This window comes from Spirilliplanes yamanashiensis, from assembly GCF_016863475.1.
Lineage (GTDB): Bacteria > Actinomycetota > Actinomycetes > Mycobacteriales > Micromonosporaceae > Spirilliplanes > Spirilliplanes yamanashiensis.
Genome location: NZ_BOOY01000038.1, coordinates 34,074 through 50,948, shown reverse-complemented (window position 1 = coordinate 50,948; position 16,875 = coordinate 34,074). Strand labels below are relative to the sequence as shown.

Annotated in this window: 19 protein-coding genes; 7 read left to right on the top strand and 12 right to left on the bottom strand. The window is 74.4% G+C overall.

Going from position 1 to position 16,875, the window contains the following annotated elements:
• Positions 1-92: 92 nt before the first annotated feature.
• The gene (locus Sya03_RS27205; RefSeq protein WP_203941280.1) at positions 93-902 is read right to left on the bottom strand and encodes an ABC transporter permease; all 810 of its coding nucleotides are present in this window, start codon (positions 900-902) and stop codon (positions 93-95) included.
• A gap of 11 nt (positions 903-913) precedes the next feature.
• Positions 914-1,675, bottom strand: coding sequence for an ABC transporter permease (locus Sya03_RS27200; protein ID WP_203941279.1), 762 nt, complete (start codon positions 1,673-1,675; stop codon positions 914-916).
• 93 nt (positions 1,676-1,768) lie between these two features.
• Here Sya03_RS27200 and Sya03_RS27195 point away from each other — a divergent pair, with 93 nt between their 5' ends.
• Entirely contained in the window at positions 1,769-2,917 is a 1,149-nt protein-coding gene (locus tag Sya03_RS27195) for an MFS transporter (protein ID WP_203941278.1), read from the top strand.
• On the opposite strand, the gene Sya03_RS27190 is transcribed toward Sya03_RS27195, so the two are convergent.
• Genes Sya03_RS27190 through Sya03_RS27165 form a run of 6 tightly spaced genes read right to left on the bottom strand, consistent with a single transcriptional unit; the run spans position 2,914 to position 9,017 of the window.
• On the bottom strand, positions 2,914-3,840 hold the full coding sequence (locus Sya03_RS27190) for an ABC transporter ATP-binding protein (protein WP_203941277.1): 927 nt from the start codon (positions 3,838-3,840) through the stop codon (positions 2,914-2,916). The two genes, Sya03_RS27195 and Sya03_RS27190, sit on opposite strands and share 4 nt — an antisense overlap.
• A 35-nt stretch (positions 3,841-3,875) precedes the next feature.
• Positions 3,876-4,964, bottom strand: coding sequence for an ADP-ribosylglycohydrolase family protein (locus Sya03_RS27185; RefSeq protein ID WP_203941276.1), 1,089 nt, complete (start codon positions 4,962-4,964; stop codon positions 3,876-3,878).
• Positions 4,964-5,488, bottom strand: a complete 525-nt coding sequence (locus Sya03_RS27180) for a hypothetical protein (protein ID WP_203941275.1) — start codon at positions 5,486-5,488, stop codon at positions 4,964-4,966. The genes Sya03_RS27185 and Sya03_RS27180 overlap by 1 nt, the downstream gene beginning before the upstream one ends.
• A complete protein-coding gene (gene dnaG / locus Sya03_RS27175; RefSeq protein ID WP_203941274.1) occupies positions 5,489-7,390 on the bottom strand; it encodes a DNA primase in 1,902 nt (633 codons plus the stop codon).
• Positions 7,391-7,424: 34 nt separating this feature from the next.
• On the bottom strand, positions 7,425-8,630 hold the full coding sequence (locus Sya03_RS27170; RefSeq protein ID WP_203941273.1) for a deoxyguanosinetriphosphate triphosphohydrolase: 1,206 nt from the start codon (positions 8,628-8,630) through the stop codon (positions 7,425-7,427).
• A gap of 30 nt (positions 8,631-8,660) precedes the next feature.
• Positions 8,661-9,017, bottom strand: a complete 357-nt coding sequence (locus Sya03_RS27165) for a VOC family protein (protein ID WP_203941272.1) — start codon at positions 9,015-9,017, stop codon at positions 8,661-8,663.
• Between the two features lie 363 nt (positions 9,018-9,380).
• Between Sya03_RS27165 and Sya03_RS27160 the strand changes: the two genes are divergently transcribed.
• From Sya03_RS27160 to Sya03_RS27140, 5 genes are all read left to right on the top strand, one after another.
• Entirely contained in the window at positions 9,381-10,247 is an 867-nt protein-coding gene (locus Sya03_RS27160) for a hypothetical protein (RefSeq protein ID WP_203941271.1), read from the top strand.
• A gap of 262 nt (positions 10,248-10,509) precedes the next feature.
• On the top strand, positions 10,510-10,854 hold the full coding sequence (locus Sya03_RS27155; protein WP_239107887.1) for a hypothetical protein: 345 nt from the start codon (positions 10,510-10,512) through the stop codon (positions 10,852-10,854).
• A gap of 20 nt (positions 10,855-10,874) precedes the next feature.
• Positions 10,875-11,861: a DUF4388 domain-containing protein gene (locus Sya03_RS27150; protein WP_203941269.1), complete on the top strand. Its 987-nt coding sequence runs from the start codon at positions 10,875-10,877 to the stop codon at positions 11,859-11,861.
• Between the two features lie 49 nt (positions 11,862-11,910).
• On the top strand, positions 11,911-12,402 hold the full coding sequence (locus Sya03_RS27145) for a roadblock/LC7 domain-containing protein (protein WP_203941268.1): 492 nt from the start codon (positions 11,911-11,913) through the stop codon (positions 12,400-12,402).
• 33 nt (positions 12,403-12,435) lie between these two features.
• Positions 12,436-12,807, top strand: a complete 372-nt coding sequence (locus tag Sya03_RS27140; protein ID WP_203941267.1) for a hypothetical protein — start codon at positions 12,436-12,438, stop codon at positions 12,805-12,807.
• A gap of 53 nt (positions 12,808-12,860) precedes the next feature.
• Here Sya03_RS27140 and dusB read toward each other — a convergent pair whose 3' ends face one another.
• The 4 genes from dusB to Sya03_RS27120 form a co-directional block, all read right to left on the bottom strand.
• Positions 12,861-14,009, bottom strand: coding sequence for a tRNA dihydrouridine synthase DusB (gene dusB / locus Sya03_RS27135; RefSeq protein ID WP_203941266.1), 1,149 nt, complete (start codon positions 14,007-14,009; stop codon positions 12,861-12,863).
• A gap of 178 nt (positions 14,010-14,187) precedes the next feature.
• Positions 14,188-15,567 (bottom strand): glycine--tRNA ligase, encoded by a 1,380-nt coding sequence (locus Sya03_RS27130; RefSeq protein WP_203941265.1) that lies wholly within the window; start codon positions 15,565-15,567, stop codon positions 14,188-14,190.
• A gap of 110 nt (positions 15,568-15,677) precedes the next feature.
• Positions 15,678-16,181 (bottom strand): hypothetical protein, encoded by a 504-nt coding sequence (locus tag Sya03_RS27125; RefSeq protein ID WP_203941264.1) that lies wholly within the window; start codon positions 16,179-16,181, stop codon positions 15,678-15,680.
• A 9-nt stretch (positions 16,182-16,190) separates the two neighbouring features.
• Positions 16,191-16,562 carry an antibiotic biosynthesis monooxygenase family protein gene (locus Sya03_RS27120; protein WP_203941263.1) on the bottom strand — a complete coding sequence of 124 codons (372 nt, stop codon included), beginning with the start codon at positions 16,560-16,562 and terminating at the stop codon, positions 16,191-16,193.
• Here Sya03_RS27120 and Sya03_RS27115 point away from each other — a divergent pair.
• Entirely contained in the window at positions 16,497-16,847 is a 351-nt protein-coding gene (locus Sya03_RS27115) for a DUF6703 family protein (RefSeq protein ID WP_306891003.1), read from the top strand. The genes Sya03_RS27120 and Sya03_RS27115 overlap by 66 nt on opposite strands.
• Positions 16,848-16,875 lie beyond the last annotated feature (28 nt).

Below are 16,875 nucleotides of genomic sequence, written 5' to 3'. Positions count from 1 at the left end.
CACTGCCGGTGACGAGACTGTGAGTGCCCTGGACGCGGGGGCTCTAATCCCACCGAGTGCCGGTCCGTGCCGATCCCGGCACGGAGGGCGGTTCAGGGGCAGAGCAGGCGGCCCATCCGGCGGCCCGCCACCGTGATGCCGGCCGCCATCACGGCCAGCAGGTACAGCACGTCCAGCAGCTGCACCCAGCCCACCGTGCCCGTGGTGATGCCGCGGATCAGGTCGACCGACCGGTACAGCGGAGTCACCTCCACCAGCCAGCGCAGCACCGCCGGGTACGCCTGGGCCGGCACGAACGTGCCCGAGAACAGGAACAGCGTGAACTGCACCGAGGCCATCAGGTCGAAGTCCTGCCACGAGCGCATGAACGTCGACAGGCCCATGCCCAGCCCGCCGAACGCGAACCCGACCAGCACCGTCGCCGGCAACGCGGCCAGCGCCCGCAGCGGCGTGGTCAGGTCCATCGCGACCATCAGCACCAGGAACGCCGCCGCGTACAGGTTGCCGCGCGCCATCGCCCACGCCAGCTCGCCCAGCGCGATCTCCATCGGCTTCACCGGGGTGGCCAGGATGCCGTCGTAGAGCTTGACGAACTTCATCTTGCCGAAGAAGTTGAACGTCGTCTCCGACAGCGCCCCCGCCATGGCCGACGACGCCAGCATGGCCGGGGCCACGAACACCGCGTACTCGATGACCCGGCCGTCGGGCAGCGTCAGGTCGCCGATGAGGCCACCCACCCCGACGCCGATCGACAGCAGGTAGAGCACCGGCTCGACGAAGCCGGACAGCAGCACCAGCCAGTACGCCGACTTCAGCGCGGCGACGTTGCGCTCGGCGACCGAGGCGGACCGGCGCGCCGCGCCGCGCACCGCCAGCAGGCGCGGCAGGGCCAGGGTGACCATCGCTCTCCCCCTCAGATCACGAGCCGGCGGCGGAACCGGGCGTGCGCCAGCCAGCAGCCGCCCGCCGCCCACAGCGCCAGGTAGGCCAGGTGGCCGGCGGCGGACCACTGCGGGGCGACGCCGAGCGTGGCCGCGCGCGACAGGTCGACGCCGTGCCACAGCGGCAGCGCGTACGCCAGCGCCCGCAGCACCCCCGGCAGCGACTCGACCGGGAAGAACACCCCCGAGAACAGCGACATCGGCACCAGCGCGAAACGCATCAGCAGCGCCAGGTAGCTGTCGGTGGAGATCGACGCCGAGTAGGCGAACACCGGCGCCGCCACGGCCAGGCCCAGCAGGGCCGCCAGCGGCAGCGTGACCAGCGCCCACGCCGAGTGCAGGGCCCCGAACGCGGCCGCCACCAGCAGGAACGCCGCCGTGCTGAGCACCGCGCGGAACAGCACGAACGCCAGGTGCCCGGCCAGGATGTCGGCGACCCGCAGCGGCGCGGCGGCCTGGGCGAAGTAGACCTTCATCCACTCGAAGTTCGACAGCACCGGCCACGTGGAGTCGCCGAACGCCACCTGCAGCGCCGTGGACGCCAGCAGGCCGGGCACCACCCAGTCGAGGTAAGGCACCCCGCCCACCCCGCCCTCCACGTACGCCCCCACGCCGACGCCGAAGCCCAACATGGTGAGCAGCGGCAGCAGGAACGACGAGAACACGCTGCCGCGCCAGGTGCGGCGGTAGCCCACGAGGTTGTACTCGAGGACCGAGAGCGCCGGGGTCGTCACGGGAGCACCCTATGCCGGGGCCCCGACAAAACCGGTGTCCGCCCGGCGACCTCCGGGCCTAGCATCCGGGGCATGCGATGTTGACGCCCTTCGGTGTATCCGCCCGCGGCCCGGATCCTCGTCCGGCGCCTGCTCGCCTGGACCCTGCTGGCCCAGGCCGTGCCGCTGTACCCGCTGTACGCCCTGCTGTTCGCCGACGCCGGCATGTCGGCGGCGCAGATCTCCGCGCTGCTGGCCGTCTGGTCGGTGACCGGCATCGCGGCGGAGGTGCCGGCCGGCGCGCTCGCCGACCGCTGGTCGCGCCGCGGCTGCCTGGTCGCGTCCACCGTCCTGCAGGCCGCCGGCTACACGGTCTGGCTGCTGCTGCCCGGCTTCGCGGGCTTCGCCGCCGGCTTCGTGCTGTGGGGGCTCGGCGGCGCGCTGGCCTCGGGCGCGCAGGAGGCCCTGCTGTACGACGGCCTGGCCGCCGCCGGGGCGGGCGACCGCTACGCCCGCGCCCAGGGCCGGGTGACCGCCGCCGAGCAGCTCGCCCAGGCGCCCGGCGCGGTGGCCGCGGCGCTGCTGGTCGGCACGGGCGGCTACCCGCTGGTCGGCTGGGCCAGCGTGGCGGCCTGCCTGGCCGCCGCCGCGGTCGCCGCCCGCCTGCCCGAGCCGCCCCGCGCCTCCGGCGCCCCCGACGACCCCGGCGATGCCGACGCCGGGCCGCTGCGCGTGGCGCTGCGGGAGGTCGCCGCGGTGCCCGCCGTGCGCGGCGCCGCGCTCGCCGCCGCGCTGGTCGGCGGCGTCGACGCCATCGAGGAGTACGACGGGCTGCTCGCCGCCGACTGGGGGCTGCGGCCCGCCGCCGTGCCGCTCGCCGTGGTCGGCGTCGCGCTGGCCGGGGCGGCGGGCGCCGCGCTGGCCGGGCGGGCCGCCGCGCTCGGCGGGCGCGCCCAGGCCGCCCTGCTCGGCGCCGCCGTGGCCGCGCTCGCCGCGGCCGGGCTGCTGGCCGCCCCGCCCGCGCTGCTGCTGCTCGCCGGGTTCTACGGCACCTACCAGGCCGTGCTCGTCGCGGTGGACGCCCGGCTGCAGGACCGCATCACCGGCCGCGCCCGGGCCACCGTCACCTCGGTGGCGAGCCTCGGGGTGGAGGTGGCCGGGCTGGCCCTGTTCGCCGCGTGGGCGCTCGGCGGGCTGCCGCTGGTGACCGCGCTGATCGGCGTGCTGGCCGTGGCGCTGCCCCGGCTGCTGCGCGCGGCCTAGTCGACCAGGGTGCGGCCGGTGAGGTGCAGGAACACGTCCTCCAGGCTGCTGCGCCGGACCAGCACGCTGGCCGGCTGCAGCGCCCGGCGGCCGACCTCGGCGACCGCCTCGTCGCCGTCGGCCACGTAGAGCAGGACCCGGTCGGGCAGGACCTCGGTGCGCGAGCCGATGCCGGCCAGCTTCGACGCGAACGGCTCCTGCGACTCCGCGGCGAACCGCAGCTCGACCACCTCGCGCGTCGAGTACCGCTCGATCAGCTCGCGCGGCGAGCCCTCCGCGGCGATGCGGCCGCCGTCCATGACGACCAGCCGGTCGCACAGCTGCTCGGCCTCGTCCATGTAGTGCGTGGTCAGGACCAGGGTGACGCCCTGCTGCTTCAGCCGGAACAGCCGCTCCCACACCAGGTGCCTCGCCTGCGGGTCGAGCCCGGTGGTGGGCTCGTCGAGCAGCACCAGCTCCGGCTCGTTGACCAGGGCGCGGGCGATCGTCAGGCGGCGCTTCATGCCGCCCGACAGCGGCTCGACCTTGCTGTTGGCGCGCTCGGTGAGCTGCACGAAGTCCAGCAGCTCGTCGGCGCGCTCGCGGGCGACCCGGCGCGGGATGCCGAAGAACCGGGCGTACGTCGTCAGGTTCTCCCGGACGGTCAGCTCGGTGTCGAGGTTGTCCAGCTGCGGGCAGACGCCCAGCCGGGCGCGGATCGCCGGGCCGTCGCGCAGCGGGTCCATGCCCAGGATGCGCAGGTGGCCGCCGCTGGGCGGCGACACGCAGCCGATCATGCGCATGGTGGAGCTCTTGCCGGCGCCGTTGGGCCCCAGGAACCCGAAGCACTCGCCCGCGCCGGTCACCGAGACGTCGATGCCGTCGACCGCGGTGAAGTCGCCGAACCGCTTGACCAGGCCGCGGGCCTCGATGAGTGCGCTCACGCCGCGACCCTAGCCGGGCCCACCGACAAACGCGCTCAGCCGCCGGGGTAGCGGCGCTTCCAGCGGGTGTGCGGGCCCCAGTCGCCGTGCAGCTGGCCGCTCTGGGTGAACTCGGCCGCCAGGTCGTCCGCCACCTGCAGGATCACGCCCCGGCCCTCGATCTCCGCCACCCAGTCCGGCGGCAGCGCGGTCTCGCCGTGCTCCGCGCCGAGCAGATTGCCGCAGATCGAGCCCGTCGAGTCGCTGTCGCCCGAGTGGTTCACCGACAGCAGCAGCGCCGCCCGCGGCGGCGCCGCCAGCGCCGCGTACACGCCGATCGCCAGGGCCTCCTCCGCCACCCAGCCGCCGCCGAGCGCCTCCACCGCCTCCGCCGACGGCGGGCGCTCCGCCGCCGCCAGCGCGGCGCGCAGCGCGGCCGTCGTCTCCTCGTGGCCCGGGCGCGCGGCCAGCACCGGCAGCGTCGCCGCGACCGCGCCCGCCAGGTCGTGCCCGTCCAGCAGGAACCGCACGATCGCCGCGAACACGCCCGCCGCGAGATAACCCGTCGGGTGCCCGTGGGTCTGCACCGCGCACTCGGCCGCCAGGTCGAACGCCTGCTCCGGCGACCGCCACGGGATCAGCCCGAACGGCGCCGAGCGCATCACCGCCCCGCAGCCCTTCGAGTCCGGGTTCCGCGGCGCCTCCGGCGTGCCCATCGTCCCGCCCGCCAGCCCCGACAGGCAGGCGTTGCCGGGCGCGCGCCGCGCGTACAGGAACGCCTGGCCGGCCAGCCAGCCGCTCGGCTGCTCCGGCGGCCCGGGCAGCTCCTGCGTCGCCAGCCAGCGCAGGTACGCCTGGTGCACCACGGACGGCGGGTGGCAGATCCCCCGGTCCGCGCGCACCCCCGCCCGGATCAGGCCCTCCGCCGTGAACAGCGTCATCTGCGTGTCGTCCGTGACCACGGCGACGCCGTCCGCACCCGGGATCAGGTCCCGCACGCCGTCCGGGCCGTGCTCCGCCCGGATCGCGGCCAGCGACCGGAACTCGACCGGCGCGCCCAGGGCGTCGCCCACCGCGCCGCCCACCAGGCAGCCGCGCACCCGCGACCGGTACGCCTCCTGACCGGCCCGCCCCTCGACGCCCATCAGAGCGCCGGACTGGCCGCGGCGCGGGCCTGCGTCACCAGCTCGTCGGTGCGCCGCACCACCGCCGGCGCGTCCGGCGGCACGCCGCCGTCGTACCGCACCGCCCACGACAGGCCGTCGACGCCGGGCACCCGCCGGGCCACGACCCGCACGCCCGCGCCGCCCTGGGCGAGCGGGTGGTGCATCGTGTACGCCACCGAGCGCGTCACCCGGGTACGGACCTGGTTCGGCAGCTCACCGGGGTCGAGCAGCAGGCAGGTGAGGGCCGGCCGGTCGCCGACCACCTGGTAGCCGTCGCGCTCCTGCACCACCTCGGCGGCGGTCACCTGCAGCTCGCGCCCCGACCACGCCGCCTTGTGGATCTCGTGCCAGCCCAGCCGCTCCCGCCCGGGCAGGAACAGCCCGTGGTTGGTGGCGACGACGACCTGCTCGTCGGCGGCCTCCGCCCACGCCACCAGGCGCTCCTCGGGGCCGAGCGCGGGACGGCGGTTCGCCGGCAGCTTCGGCTTGCGGCGGAAGAACACTCAGAGACCTCCGACGGATTGTTCCTTCAGCGCCCGCGCGTGCTGCTCCAGGCTGAACAGCTCACCGGCCAGCGCCAGGTACTCGTCCTTGTTGGCGACCGGGTTGACCCGCTGCACCTTCGACTTCAGGTCGCGGATGCGGCTGGTCACCGCGCCCCACTGCAGCCGGGCCAGCGTCACCGACACGTACCGCGGGTCGGCCTCGCCGTCGATGCGCAACGGCTCCACCGCCAGCTCGCCGACCAGCGCGGCCGCCCCCAGGTCGTCGCACGCCCCGCGCACCGCCTCGATCCACACCGCTCCCCCGGTGGCCGACGCGGTGCCGCCGGCCGCCGCGATCGCGTGCCGCACCGCCACGTGCACCGGGTGGTGGTACGCGTCCGCGGCCAGCGCGTCGAACATCGGCCCCGCCAGCACCGGCACCTGCAACGCCAGCTTCAGCGCCTCCCGCTCCACCATGGACGTCGGGCTGTCCAGCACCGGCGGGCGCGGGCCGGGCGCCGGGGCGGCCGGGGCCCCCGCGGCGCCAGGACGCGCCGGGGCGGCGGACGCCTGCGCGGTGCGCGACGCGGCCAGCACCGCCTGCTGCACCGGCTCCATGTCCATGCCGAGGTCGCCGGCGAGCTTGCGGGCGTACTCGGGCCGCTTCTCCCGGTCCTTGATCTTCGCCACCAGCGGCGCCGCCTTGCGCATCGCGTCCACCCGGCCCTCGACCGTGTCCAGGTCGAAGCGCGACAGGATCTGCCGCAGCGCGAAGTCGACCAGCGGCTCCCGCCGGGCGACCAGGTCGCGCACCGCCAGGTCACCCTTGGCCAGCCGCAGGTCGCACGGGTCCATGTTGTCCGGGCTGACCGCGATGAACGTGCGCCCGACGAAGCGCTGGTCGTCCTCGAACGCGCGCAGCGCCGCCTTCTGCCCGGCCGCGTCCCCGTCGAACGTGAAGATGATCTCGCCCGCGATGTCGTCGGTGTCCATCAGCAACCGCCGCAGCACCCCGATGTGGTCGCCGCCGAACGCCGTGCCGCACGTCGCGACCGCGATCGGCACGCCCGCCTCGTGGCACGCCATCACGTCGGTGTACCCCTCGACGATGACCGCCCGGCCCTGCCGCGCGATCTCCTTCTTGGCGTGCTCGATCCCGTAGAGCACGTGCGACTTCTTGTAGATCGGCGTCTCGGGGGTGTTCAGGTACTTCGGCCCGTCGTCGTCCTCGAAGAGCCGCCGCGCGCCGAACCCGATCACGTCGTTCGTCAGGTCCCGGATCGGCCACATCAGCCGCCGCCGGAACCGGTCGATCAGCGACCCGGACCGGGCCGGCTTGGCGAGCCCCGCCGTGACGATCTCCGAGTCGGAGAACCCGCGCTGCCGCAGGAACTTCGTCAGGTGGTCCCAGCCGTCCGGGGCGAACCCGCAGCCGAACCGCTCCGCGGTGTCGCGCCCGAAGCCGCGCTGGGCGAGGAACTCCCGGGCCAGCCGCGCACCCGGCGTGGTGAGCTGGCCGGTGTAGAACTCGACGGCGGCGTGGTGCGCCTCGACGAGCCGCTTCTTCTGGCCGGCGGGCTGGCGCGGGACGGGCGCGGACCCGGTCTCCTTGTAGCGCAGCTGCACACCGGCCCGGCCGGCCAGCCGCTCGACCGACTCCAGGAACGTCAGGTGGTCGGCGTCCATGAGGAACTTGATCGCGTCGCCACCCGCCCCGCACCCGTGGCAGAAATACACATTTCGGGCAGGCGACACCGTGAACGACGGGGTCTTCTCGTCGTGGAACGGGCACAGGCCCTTCAGGTTGCCGCCGCCCGCCGACCGGAGCGTGACGTGCTCGTTGATGACGTCCGCGATTGCCGTCCGCTCCCGGACGAGGGCGATGTCCTCGTCGTAGATCCTGCCCGCCACGTCGTACATCCTGCCCCGCGCCGCCGGGTCGCGGCCACCAGGGTCAGGCGGTGGTGAGCCGGTGGTGCCAGCGCACCGCCGCCGGGTCGGTGAGGGACGCCACCTGGTCGACGACGACGCGCAGCCGGGCCGTGTCGTCGGCGGCCGTGCGCCACCAGGAGGCGAACACCGGGTCGAGGAAGTCGGGGGCGCGGCGGCACAGCAGCTCGACCAGCTCGGTGAGGATCTGGCGCTGGCGGGCGTACCAGTCCTCGGCGGCGCGGGGGCGCATCACGTAGCGCAGCGCCATGCCCTTGAGCAGGGCGCACTGGTGGCGTTCGCGGGCGGGCACGACCAGGTCGGCGTCGTAGCGGCGCACCGGCCGGCCGGCCTTCGTGGCGGCGACGGCGGCGGCGACGAAGCGGCCGGTCAGCGCGCTGGTCATGCGCTTGAGGGCGGCCTGGGCGCGGTGGCTGCCGTCGTAGCCGCAGGCCGGGGCGACGGCGTCGTCGGCGAGCAGGTGGGCCAGCGCCTCCTGGAGGACGTCGGCGGGCTGGTCGGAGTAGGTGCGGGCCACGTCGGCGCAGAGTTCGGCGCGCTCGTCGGCGTCGGCCAGCAGGGTCTCCAGCAGGATGTAGCCGCCGTGCACGCCGTCCTCGACGTCGTGCACCGAGTAGGCCACGTCGTCGGCCCAGTCCATGACCTGCGCCTCCAGGCAGGTGCGGCGCTCGCCCGGCGCGCCGCGGCGCAGCCACTCGAAGACGGGCAGGTCGTCGTCGTAGACGCCGAACTTGCGCTGCCCGGCGGTGCGCGGCCACGGGTACTTCGAGGCCGCGTCGAGGGAGGCGCGGGTCAGGTTGAGGCCCGCGCCGTCGACCTTGGCCTCCAGCCGGGTGAGGACGCGCAGGGTCTGCGCGTTGCCCTCGAAGCCGCCGCAGGCGCGGGCGGCCTCGTCGAGGGCGACCTCGCCGTTGTGCCCGAACGGGGGGTGGCCGAGGTCGTGCGCCAGCCCGGCCACGTCGACCACGTCGGGGTCGCAGCCGAGGCGGGCGCCCATCTCCCGGGAGATCTGGGCGACCTCCAGGGAGTGGGTGAGCCGGGTGCGCAGGAAGTCGTCGGAGCCCGCGGTGTGCACCTGCGTCTTGGCGGCGAGCCGGCGGAAACCGGCGGAGTGCAGGACGCGGGCGCGGTCGCGCTGGTAGGGGGTGCGGCCGTACCCGGTGTCCTTGGCGGGCTCGGGCACCCAGCGCTCGGCGTCGGATTCGATCACACCTGTGACCCTACGGCGGCCCCCCGACGATCAGGCGCGCTTCCGGTCGGCCAGCACGCAGAACTCGTTGCCCTCCGGGTCGGCGAGCACCACCCAGCTGACGTCGTGCTGGCCGACGTCGGTGTGGCGGGCGCCCATGTCGACCAGGCGTTCGACCTCGGCCTCCTGGTCGTCGGGGCGCAGGTCGATGTGGAGGCGGTTCTTCGTCGTCTTGTCGTCCTGCCCCGGCACGAAGACCAGGCCGGGCACCTCGTCGTCGGAGCGGCGGATCTCGATCTCGTCGGGCGCCTCCGCGACGACCTTCCAGCCGAGCGCCTCGGCCCACCAGCGGGCGAGGCGCGCGGGGTCGTGCGCGTCCACGACGACCTGCTCCCACGTGACAGCCATGCGGAAACCTCCCGAGGGGTACGACGGCGGGGCGGATGCCGTCGCGGGTGACGATCACCCTACGCGTTCACGCCCGCGCCGCCACCCGTTCGGCGGGCGGATGCGCGGGCGTCGCGGGGCCCGCCGCGTACACGCCGGGGGGTCATCGCCGGGCCGGCCTGTGCGGCGACGCACCCGCGGTGCGACAGCCCTGCGCAGACCGACGCAGGATGGCGAAAAGTGACGGGACGGTTATCGGGCGTCGACGAGCGGTCGACGCGCGGGCGTCCCTTCGGCCACACCGTCCATCCGCGACACCCCTCCCCCCGGGCCGTCCCCCCGGCCCCCGATCGAACCGCCCGATCGACCTTCCGAGGAGTAGCCGTGACCGCTGGCCCGCCGAATCCCGAACCGCTGCGCCCCGCCCTGACCCGCCTCACCGCCGAGCGCGCCACCGGCGCGCTGCGCGTGGGCGGCGCGACGGGCGGCACCATCTGGCTCGTCGACGGGACGATCCGGTACGCCGACACGCCGGTCATGCCCGGTGTGGGCGAGCGCCTGACCGCGTCCGGCCGGCTGACCGAGCGCACCTGGCAGCAGGCGTACCGCGACGCCCGGCACGGCGGGGACGTGACCGACGCCCTCGTCGGGGCCGGGCACCTGGCGCACGGCGAGCTGGCCGCCCGGGTGCTGGCCACCGTGTACGACGCCGCGTACCTGATGCTGGCCGACGAGGCGGCGCCCGCCCGCTTCCACCCGGGGCTGCGGCACTGGCTGGGCGACATCACCGCGGTGGGGGCGGCCGAGCTGGACGCCGAGCTGGACCGGCGCCGGGCGCTGCTGGCCGACGACCTGTCCGGCGGGACGGCGCCGCTCGTGCCGTCGGTGCCGCGGGCCGCCGCCCGCCCGGTGGCCGTGGCGTCGGCGGGCCCGGACGGCCCGGCCGTGCCGGTGGTGCCGGGCGACGGGGTGGACGCCGCGATCTCCGAGGCGGAGGAGATCACCTCGCCGACGGGACCGGTCACCGCCGTGTACGTGGTCGCCGGCGTCGCCGACGAGCCGACCGGCGAGCTGCCGATGGTGGGCAGCGGGACCGCACCGGCGCCGGCGCAGCAGCCGCCGGGCCGCAACGGGCGGGCCGCCCTGCCGAAGCGGCAGGCGGGGGCGGTGCGCGGCAACGCGGGCCAGAACGCGGGCCTGGACTACGCGACGCTGCGGCGCATCCGGATGGCGCTGAAGTCCATCACGTGACGCCGGCCCCCATACGGCATGCCAGGTCCGTCACAGTGCCCGACACGACGGACAGCACGTGCGACACCCCGGCCGAAGGTCACCGAATGATGGCAACCAGTGACGATGTGATTCGTCCTCGCAATGCTGCGGGGCGGGTCACCCTTGGTCGGCGTCCTGACGAACTGCCGCCCGGTCACCGCGTCCCGAGGCCGAAGTGGACGCGGTGAGGCCGGGCCGAGGAGTGGATGTGCCCGGTGTTGAGGCGTGCCTCGATCAAGCGATGGCGATCCCCGGTGCGATCGGGGCGAGCGTCGTGGACTGCACCACCGGCGTGGCGCTCGGCACCGCCGGGGCGGCGCCGGAGGACCACGAGGCCGCCGCGGCCGGAGCCGCCGAGGTCGTGACGGCGGTGACCGCCCGCGGGCCGTTCACCTCCGCCCTGCCGGAGGACGGCCTCGAGGACCTGATCATCACCACGGCAGGCGGCTACCACCTGATCCGCCGCCTGCCGACGGACTTCGACGGCCGGCTCGTGCTGTACCTGTGGCTCGACCGGGAGCGCGGCAACCTCGCCGTCGCCCGCCGGGGCCTGCAGGACCTCGGCGTCGACCTGCTCACCCACTGACCCCCCGTTGAAGGAGCACCGTGAAGCTGGGCGCCCCCGCGAAGCCGCGCCAGGTCCTCGAGGACCTGGCGGGCACCGAGGCGACCGGCGCGCTGCACATCGGCGGCGCGTCGCCCGGCCTGCTGCACCTCGTCGGCGGGCGGGTCGAGCACGCGTCGTCGGTGAAGGTGCCCGGCGTGGGTGACCTGCTGACGCTCAGCGGCCGGCTGCCCGACAGCGTGTGGCAGGCCGCGGTCGAGGAGGGCGGCAACGACGCCCGGGTGGGCGAGCTGCTCGTCGGGCAGGGCCACCTGACCGAGGGCGAGCTGCAGCTGTGCGTGCTGAGCGTGGTGCACGACGCCGCCTACTTCGTGCTCGGCGACGAGCCGGTGCAGGTGCGCTTCGAGTCCGACCGGCGGCACTGGCTCGGCCCGGTCGCCGCCGTCGACACCGGCACGGTGCTGACGGAGGTCGACCGGCGGGCCCGGCTGCTCGCCGAGATCGCCGACGAGCCGCGCCTGGACACCGGGCCGGTCACGCCGACGCCGCGGCTGCGCCGCGACCGGATCCGGCTGACCGCGCTGCAGTGGGAGCTGATCGTGCACGCGGACGGCCGGGCGACCCCCACCGACCTGGCCCGCCGGCTGGGCCGCGCCGGGTACGCCTGCCTGCAGGCCGTCCGCGGCCTGTTCGCCGACGGGCTGGTGCGGGTGCCCGGCACCGGCGCCGCCATCCGCACCGCGCCCGTCCCGCCGCCGGAGCCGCAGGTGGCCGTGGAGGCGCTGATCGCGGGCGGCGCCGTGCCGAAGGAGGTGCCCCGGTCGGTGCCGATCGTGGCGCCCCGCCCGCCGTCGGACCCGCCCGAGAAGACGGTGGAGCTGCCGCACGCCGGCGAGGCGTCGGCGTCGCGCGGGTTCCGGCTGCCGCGCCGAAAACCCGCCAAGCCCCGCGGGGACGCCGAGCCGGCCGTTCCCCCGGACGAGGCCCTGCTGCACCGGTTGCGCACCGCGCTGCGAGGCATGACGTGACCCGCGCCCCGCCGACCCCCTCCGGCCCGACGACGAGGAGTTCCTGACCGTGACAGACCACCCCTCGGTGCTCTCGGAGCTGACCCGGCTCCGGCAACGCCTGCCCGAGCTGTCCGGCACCGTCCTCGCCACCACCGACGGCCTCGTGGTCGCCCACGACGCGCACGGCCTGGAGCCCGAGATGCTGGCCGCGATGTCGGCGGCGCACCTGGGCCTGGCCCGCCGCTTCGCCGACGCCGTCGACCACGGCGCCCTGCAGGAGACCGTCGTCACCTGCGCCGGCGGGTACATCACCACGTACGCCGCGGGTGACGGCGCGCTCATGACGGTCGTCTGCGACCGCCGCGCCAACCTCGCCCGGGTGCACCTGGAGGCACGCAGAACCCTGACCCGGCTGGCCGACACGCTGCCCGCCGCGCTCGACCCGCCGGAACCACCGGCGACGCCGCACCAACCGTCCCCGACGGATCCGCCGGTTCTGGCCCGGCGGACCCCGATGGCGACGATCCCGCGCACCATGCGCCGGCGCCACGCCGGCTGATCCCACACACCCTCGCGAGACGGAGACAATCACATGGCCGACATGGACACCGCCATCAAGGAAATGATGCAGATCGACGGCGCCGTCGGCGTCGCCGTGGTCGACCACACCAGCGGCATGGCCCTGGGCACCGCCGGCGGCGGCAAGGAGCTCGACCTGACGGTCGCCGCGGCCGGCAACACCGACGTGGTCCGCGCGAAGCTGCGCACGATGGAGATGCTGAACCTCAACGAGGTGATCGAGGACATCCTCATCACGCTGGACACCCAGTACCACATCATCCGGCCGCTGACGGCGCGCTCGGGCAAGGGCCTGTTCCTGTACCTGGCGCTGCGCAAGGACCGCGCGAACCTCGCCATGGCCCGCCACCAGCTCAAGCGCATCGAGGGCGACCTGGAGGTCTGACCGGCGGCAGCGCGCGGCCGGGTCCCCTGCGCGGGGGCCCGGCCGCGCGCGGGTCAGCCGCCGGAGTCGGCGAGTTCGGCGCCCTCCGGCACCGACTCGTCGTCGCGGGTGTCGAGCCAGCCGTACGGCAGGGCGACCTTGCCGGGCGAGTTGGTGCGGCCGCGGGGCTGGCCCAGCGCGTCCTGCGGGAACGGCAGCGCGCCGTCCAGGACGGCCAGCTGGTCGTCCAGCTCGGCCAGCGACGACACCATCGCCAGGGCGCGGCGCACGTCGCCGCCCACCGGGAAGCCCTTCAGGTACCAGGCGACGTGCTTGCGGAAGTCGGTGCAGGCGTCGCGTTCGGTGGGGAACACGCCGCACAGCAGCTCCGCGTGCCGGCGCATCATCGCGGCCACCTCGCCCAGCGCGGGCAGGGTCGGCTCGGTGCCGCGGCCGGTCAGCGCCGCCTCCAGGTCGCGGAACAGCCACGGCCGGCCCAGGCAGCCGCGGCCCACCACGACGCCGTCGGCGCCCGTGTGGGCCAGCATCCGCAGCGCGTCCGCGCCCTCCCAGATGTCGCCGTTGCCGAGCACCGGCACGTCGAGGTGCTGCTTGAGGTCGGCGATGGCGTCCCAGTCGGCGGTGCCCGAGTACCGCTGCGCCGCGGTGCGCCCGTGCAGCGCCACCGCCGCCACGCCGGACTCCTGGGCGATGAGACCCGCCTCGCGGTAGGTGAGGTGGTCGTCGTCGATGCCCTTGCGCATCTTCACCGTCACCGGCACGTCGCCCGCCGCCGCCACCGCCTGCCGGACGATCTTCGCGAACAGCCGTCGCCGCCACGGCAGCGCCGACCCGCCGCCGCGCCGGGTCACCTTGGGCACCGGGCAGCCGAAGTTCAGGTCGATGTGGTCGGCGAGGTCCTTCTCGACGACGATGCGCACCGCCTTGGCGGTGACGTCCGGGTCGACGCCGTACAGCTGCAGGCTGCGCGGCCGCTCGTCGGGCCCGAACGCGATCATCTTGAGCGTCTTGGGGTTGCGCTCGACCAGCGCCACCGTGGTGATCATCTCGCACACGTACAGGCCGCCGCCCTGCTCCCGGCACAGCTGCCGGAACGCGGCGTTGGTGATGCCGGCCATCGGCGCGAGCACGACCGGCGGCCACACCTCGTACGGCCCCACGTGCAACGGCCGCACGGCAGCCTCGGTCGTCGTCGCGTTCACGTCAACGAGAATGACACGCCCTCCGTCCTGGCATGTAGGGGCCGCGACCAGAGTCGCATTTCGCCCGCCGATGAGCAGAGTGCCGAGAAGCACGAGGCGAAGCCGTGGTGCTTGTCGGTGCTCTGCTCATCGGCTCCCCGGGGCGAAATGCCGGCCGAGCTCCGCTCGGCCCACCAATTCAGCAACCGGGCAGACGCTCGATCAGATAGGTCTCGATCCGGTCGAGCCCCACCCGCTCCTGCTGCATGGTGTCGCGGTTGCGGACCGTGACCGCGTTGTCGTTCGGGGTGTCGAAGTCGACGGTGACGCAGAACGGGGTGCCGATCTCGTCCTGGCGCCGGTAGCGCTTGCCGATGGCCTGCGAGTCGTCGAACTCGACGTTCCAGCGCTTGCGCAGGTTGGTGGCGAGCTCCTTGGCCTTCGGCGACAGCTCCGGGTTGCGCGACAGCGGCAGCACGGCGACCTTGACCGGGGCGAGGCGCGGGTCGAAGCGCATGACGGTGCGCTTGTCCATGCCGCCCTTGGTGTTCGGGGCCTCGTCCTCGTCGTACGCCTCGAGCAGGAACGCGAGCACGGCGCGGGTGAGGCCGGCGGCGGGCTCGATGACGTACGGCGTCCAGCGCTCCTTCTTCTCCGGGTCGAAGAACGACAGCTCGGTGCCGGAGTGCTTGGAGTGGGTGCTCAGGTCGAAGTCGGTGCGGTTGGCGATGCCCTCCAGCTCGGCGAACTCGGTGCCGCCGAACTGGAACCGGTACTCGATGTCGACGGTGCGCTTCGAGTAGTGGGAGAGCTTCTCCTTGGGGTGCTCGTAGAAGCGCAGGTTGCTCTCGGTGAGGCCGAGGTCGGTGTACCAGTTCCAGCGCTGCTCGAGCCAGTACTCGTGCCACTGCTCGTCGCTGCCGGGCTCGACGAAGAACTCCATCTCCATCTGCTCGAACTCGCGGGTGCGGAAGATGAAGTTGCCGGGGGTGATCTCGTTGCGGAAGCTCTTGCCGACCTGGGCGATGCCGAACGGCGGCTTCTTGCGCGCCGAGGTGGCGACGTTGTTGTAGTTGACGAAGATGCCCTGGGCGGTCTCGGGGCGCAGGTAGTGCAGGCCCTCGGCGCTCTCGGTGGGGCCGAGGTAGGTCTTCATGAGGCCGTTGAACATCTTCGGCTCGGTGAAGGTGCCCTTGTTGCCACAGTTGGGGCAGTTGAGCTCCTGCAGCGAGGCGGGCGCCTGGCCGTGCTTGGCCTCCCACGCCTCTTCCAGGTGGTCGGCGCGGAACCGCTTGTGGCACGACTGGCACTCGGTCAGCGGGTCGACGAACGCGTCGAGGTGGCCGGAGGCGGCCCACACGTCGCGGGCGAGGATGACGGCGGAGTCGAGGCCGACGATGTCGTCGCGCTGCTGCACCATGGTGCGCCACCACTGGCGGCGGACGTTCTCCTTCAGCTCGACGCCGAGGGGGCCGTAGTCCCAGGCCGACCGCGTCCCTCCGTAGATCTCGCTGGAGGGGAAGACGAAGCCCCGGCGCTTGGCGAGGCTGACGACGGAATCGATGCGGTCGACTGGCATGGTGGTGTCCTCCTACGCCGGCTGGCGGTCGGCGTGAGTGTGTGCGGATGGGTCGAGCTCTCAACGGCCCGTCCGGCGCCCCGGTTACCCGCGGTGCCGAAGCCAGGACATTACCCCTCGACGCCGCAGACCAAGAAGTCGCCCGTCGAGGGGTCCTGGTCGAGGCGGACGTCGAGGGTGGCGGTGGTGCCGTCGGCGCGCACCACCTCGACGGGCACCATCAGCTCCTCGGCGGTGAGCGGGATGGAGCCCACCTCGTACGAGCGGATGGGTGCGTCCTCGGCGACGCGGGCGGCGAACTCGGCGGGCGACTCGGCGTCCTGCGCCTCGTCGCAGAGCAGCCCGTACGCCTCGCCCCAGCGCTCGTCGCGGACGGCGTCGAAGTAGTCGCCGACGTTGGCGTCGAGGCGTTCCTGGATGGCGGCCTGGGAGCTGGCGACGAGGCCGACGGCGGCGACGGTGCCGCCGCCGCAGCACAGCAGGGCGACGAGCGCGCCGATGCCGAGCCCGGCCCAGAGCCGCACGCTGCGGCCCTCGGTGGGCGGCGCGGGGAACGGCGGGACCACGCCGGGGCCGGCCGGCACCTCGCGCGTGGGCGCGGCGTGATCGCTCATGGTTCCAGCCTAGTGCGGGTCCGCCGCCGCGATGTGCCCCTGCTCCCACGGGGCCGGGGCGCGGTCGCTGGCGGTCACGACGACCGCACCGCCGGGCGCGGCCTCGGCGAGGGTCTCGAACGCGGACGGCTCGTCGAGGCACTGGGCGAGCAGCGGGGTGGCGTGCACCTTGACGTCGAAGGCGCCGAGCGCCCGGCGGTAGGTGCCGACGGACTCCCACTCGGTGACGAGGGTCCAGGCGGTCGGCTCGTCGAGCGCGCGGGTGAGCCGCCCGGACCGGTAGCCGGGCCGCGCGGCCAGGGCGGTGAGGGCGGCGTGGGCGCGCTCGACGAAACTGTCGGCCGCATCCGGTTGAATGGCGAAGCGGTTGAGCACCAGCATGGGCTCAGCCTACGGACGACGGGAGTTGACGCTGTGAGTGCACCGTTGCCGGAGCGGCTGGCGCGGGTGAAGCCGCTGGCGGCGTTCGTCGCGGCCCTGGTGCTGGTGCTGGCGGGCCTGTTCCTGCCGGGCATCGTGGGCGCGGCGGTGCTGTTGCTGCTGGTCGGCGGCCTGGCCTACGTGTCGTCGCTCACCTGGCGGGTGCAGCCGGCGCGCACCCGGGTGCTGCGGGTGGCGATCCTGGCGCTGCTGGCGGCGGTCGCGGTGGCCAAGATCGTCGGCTGATGCACTCATGCGCTTTTGACAATCATTC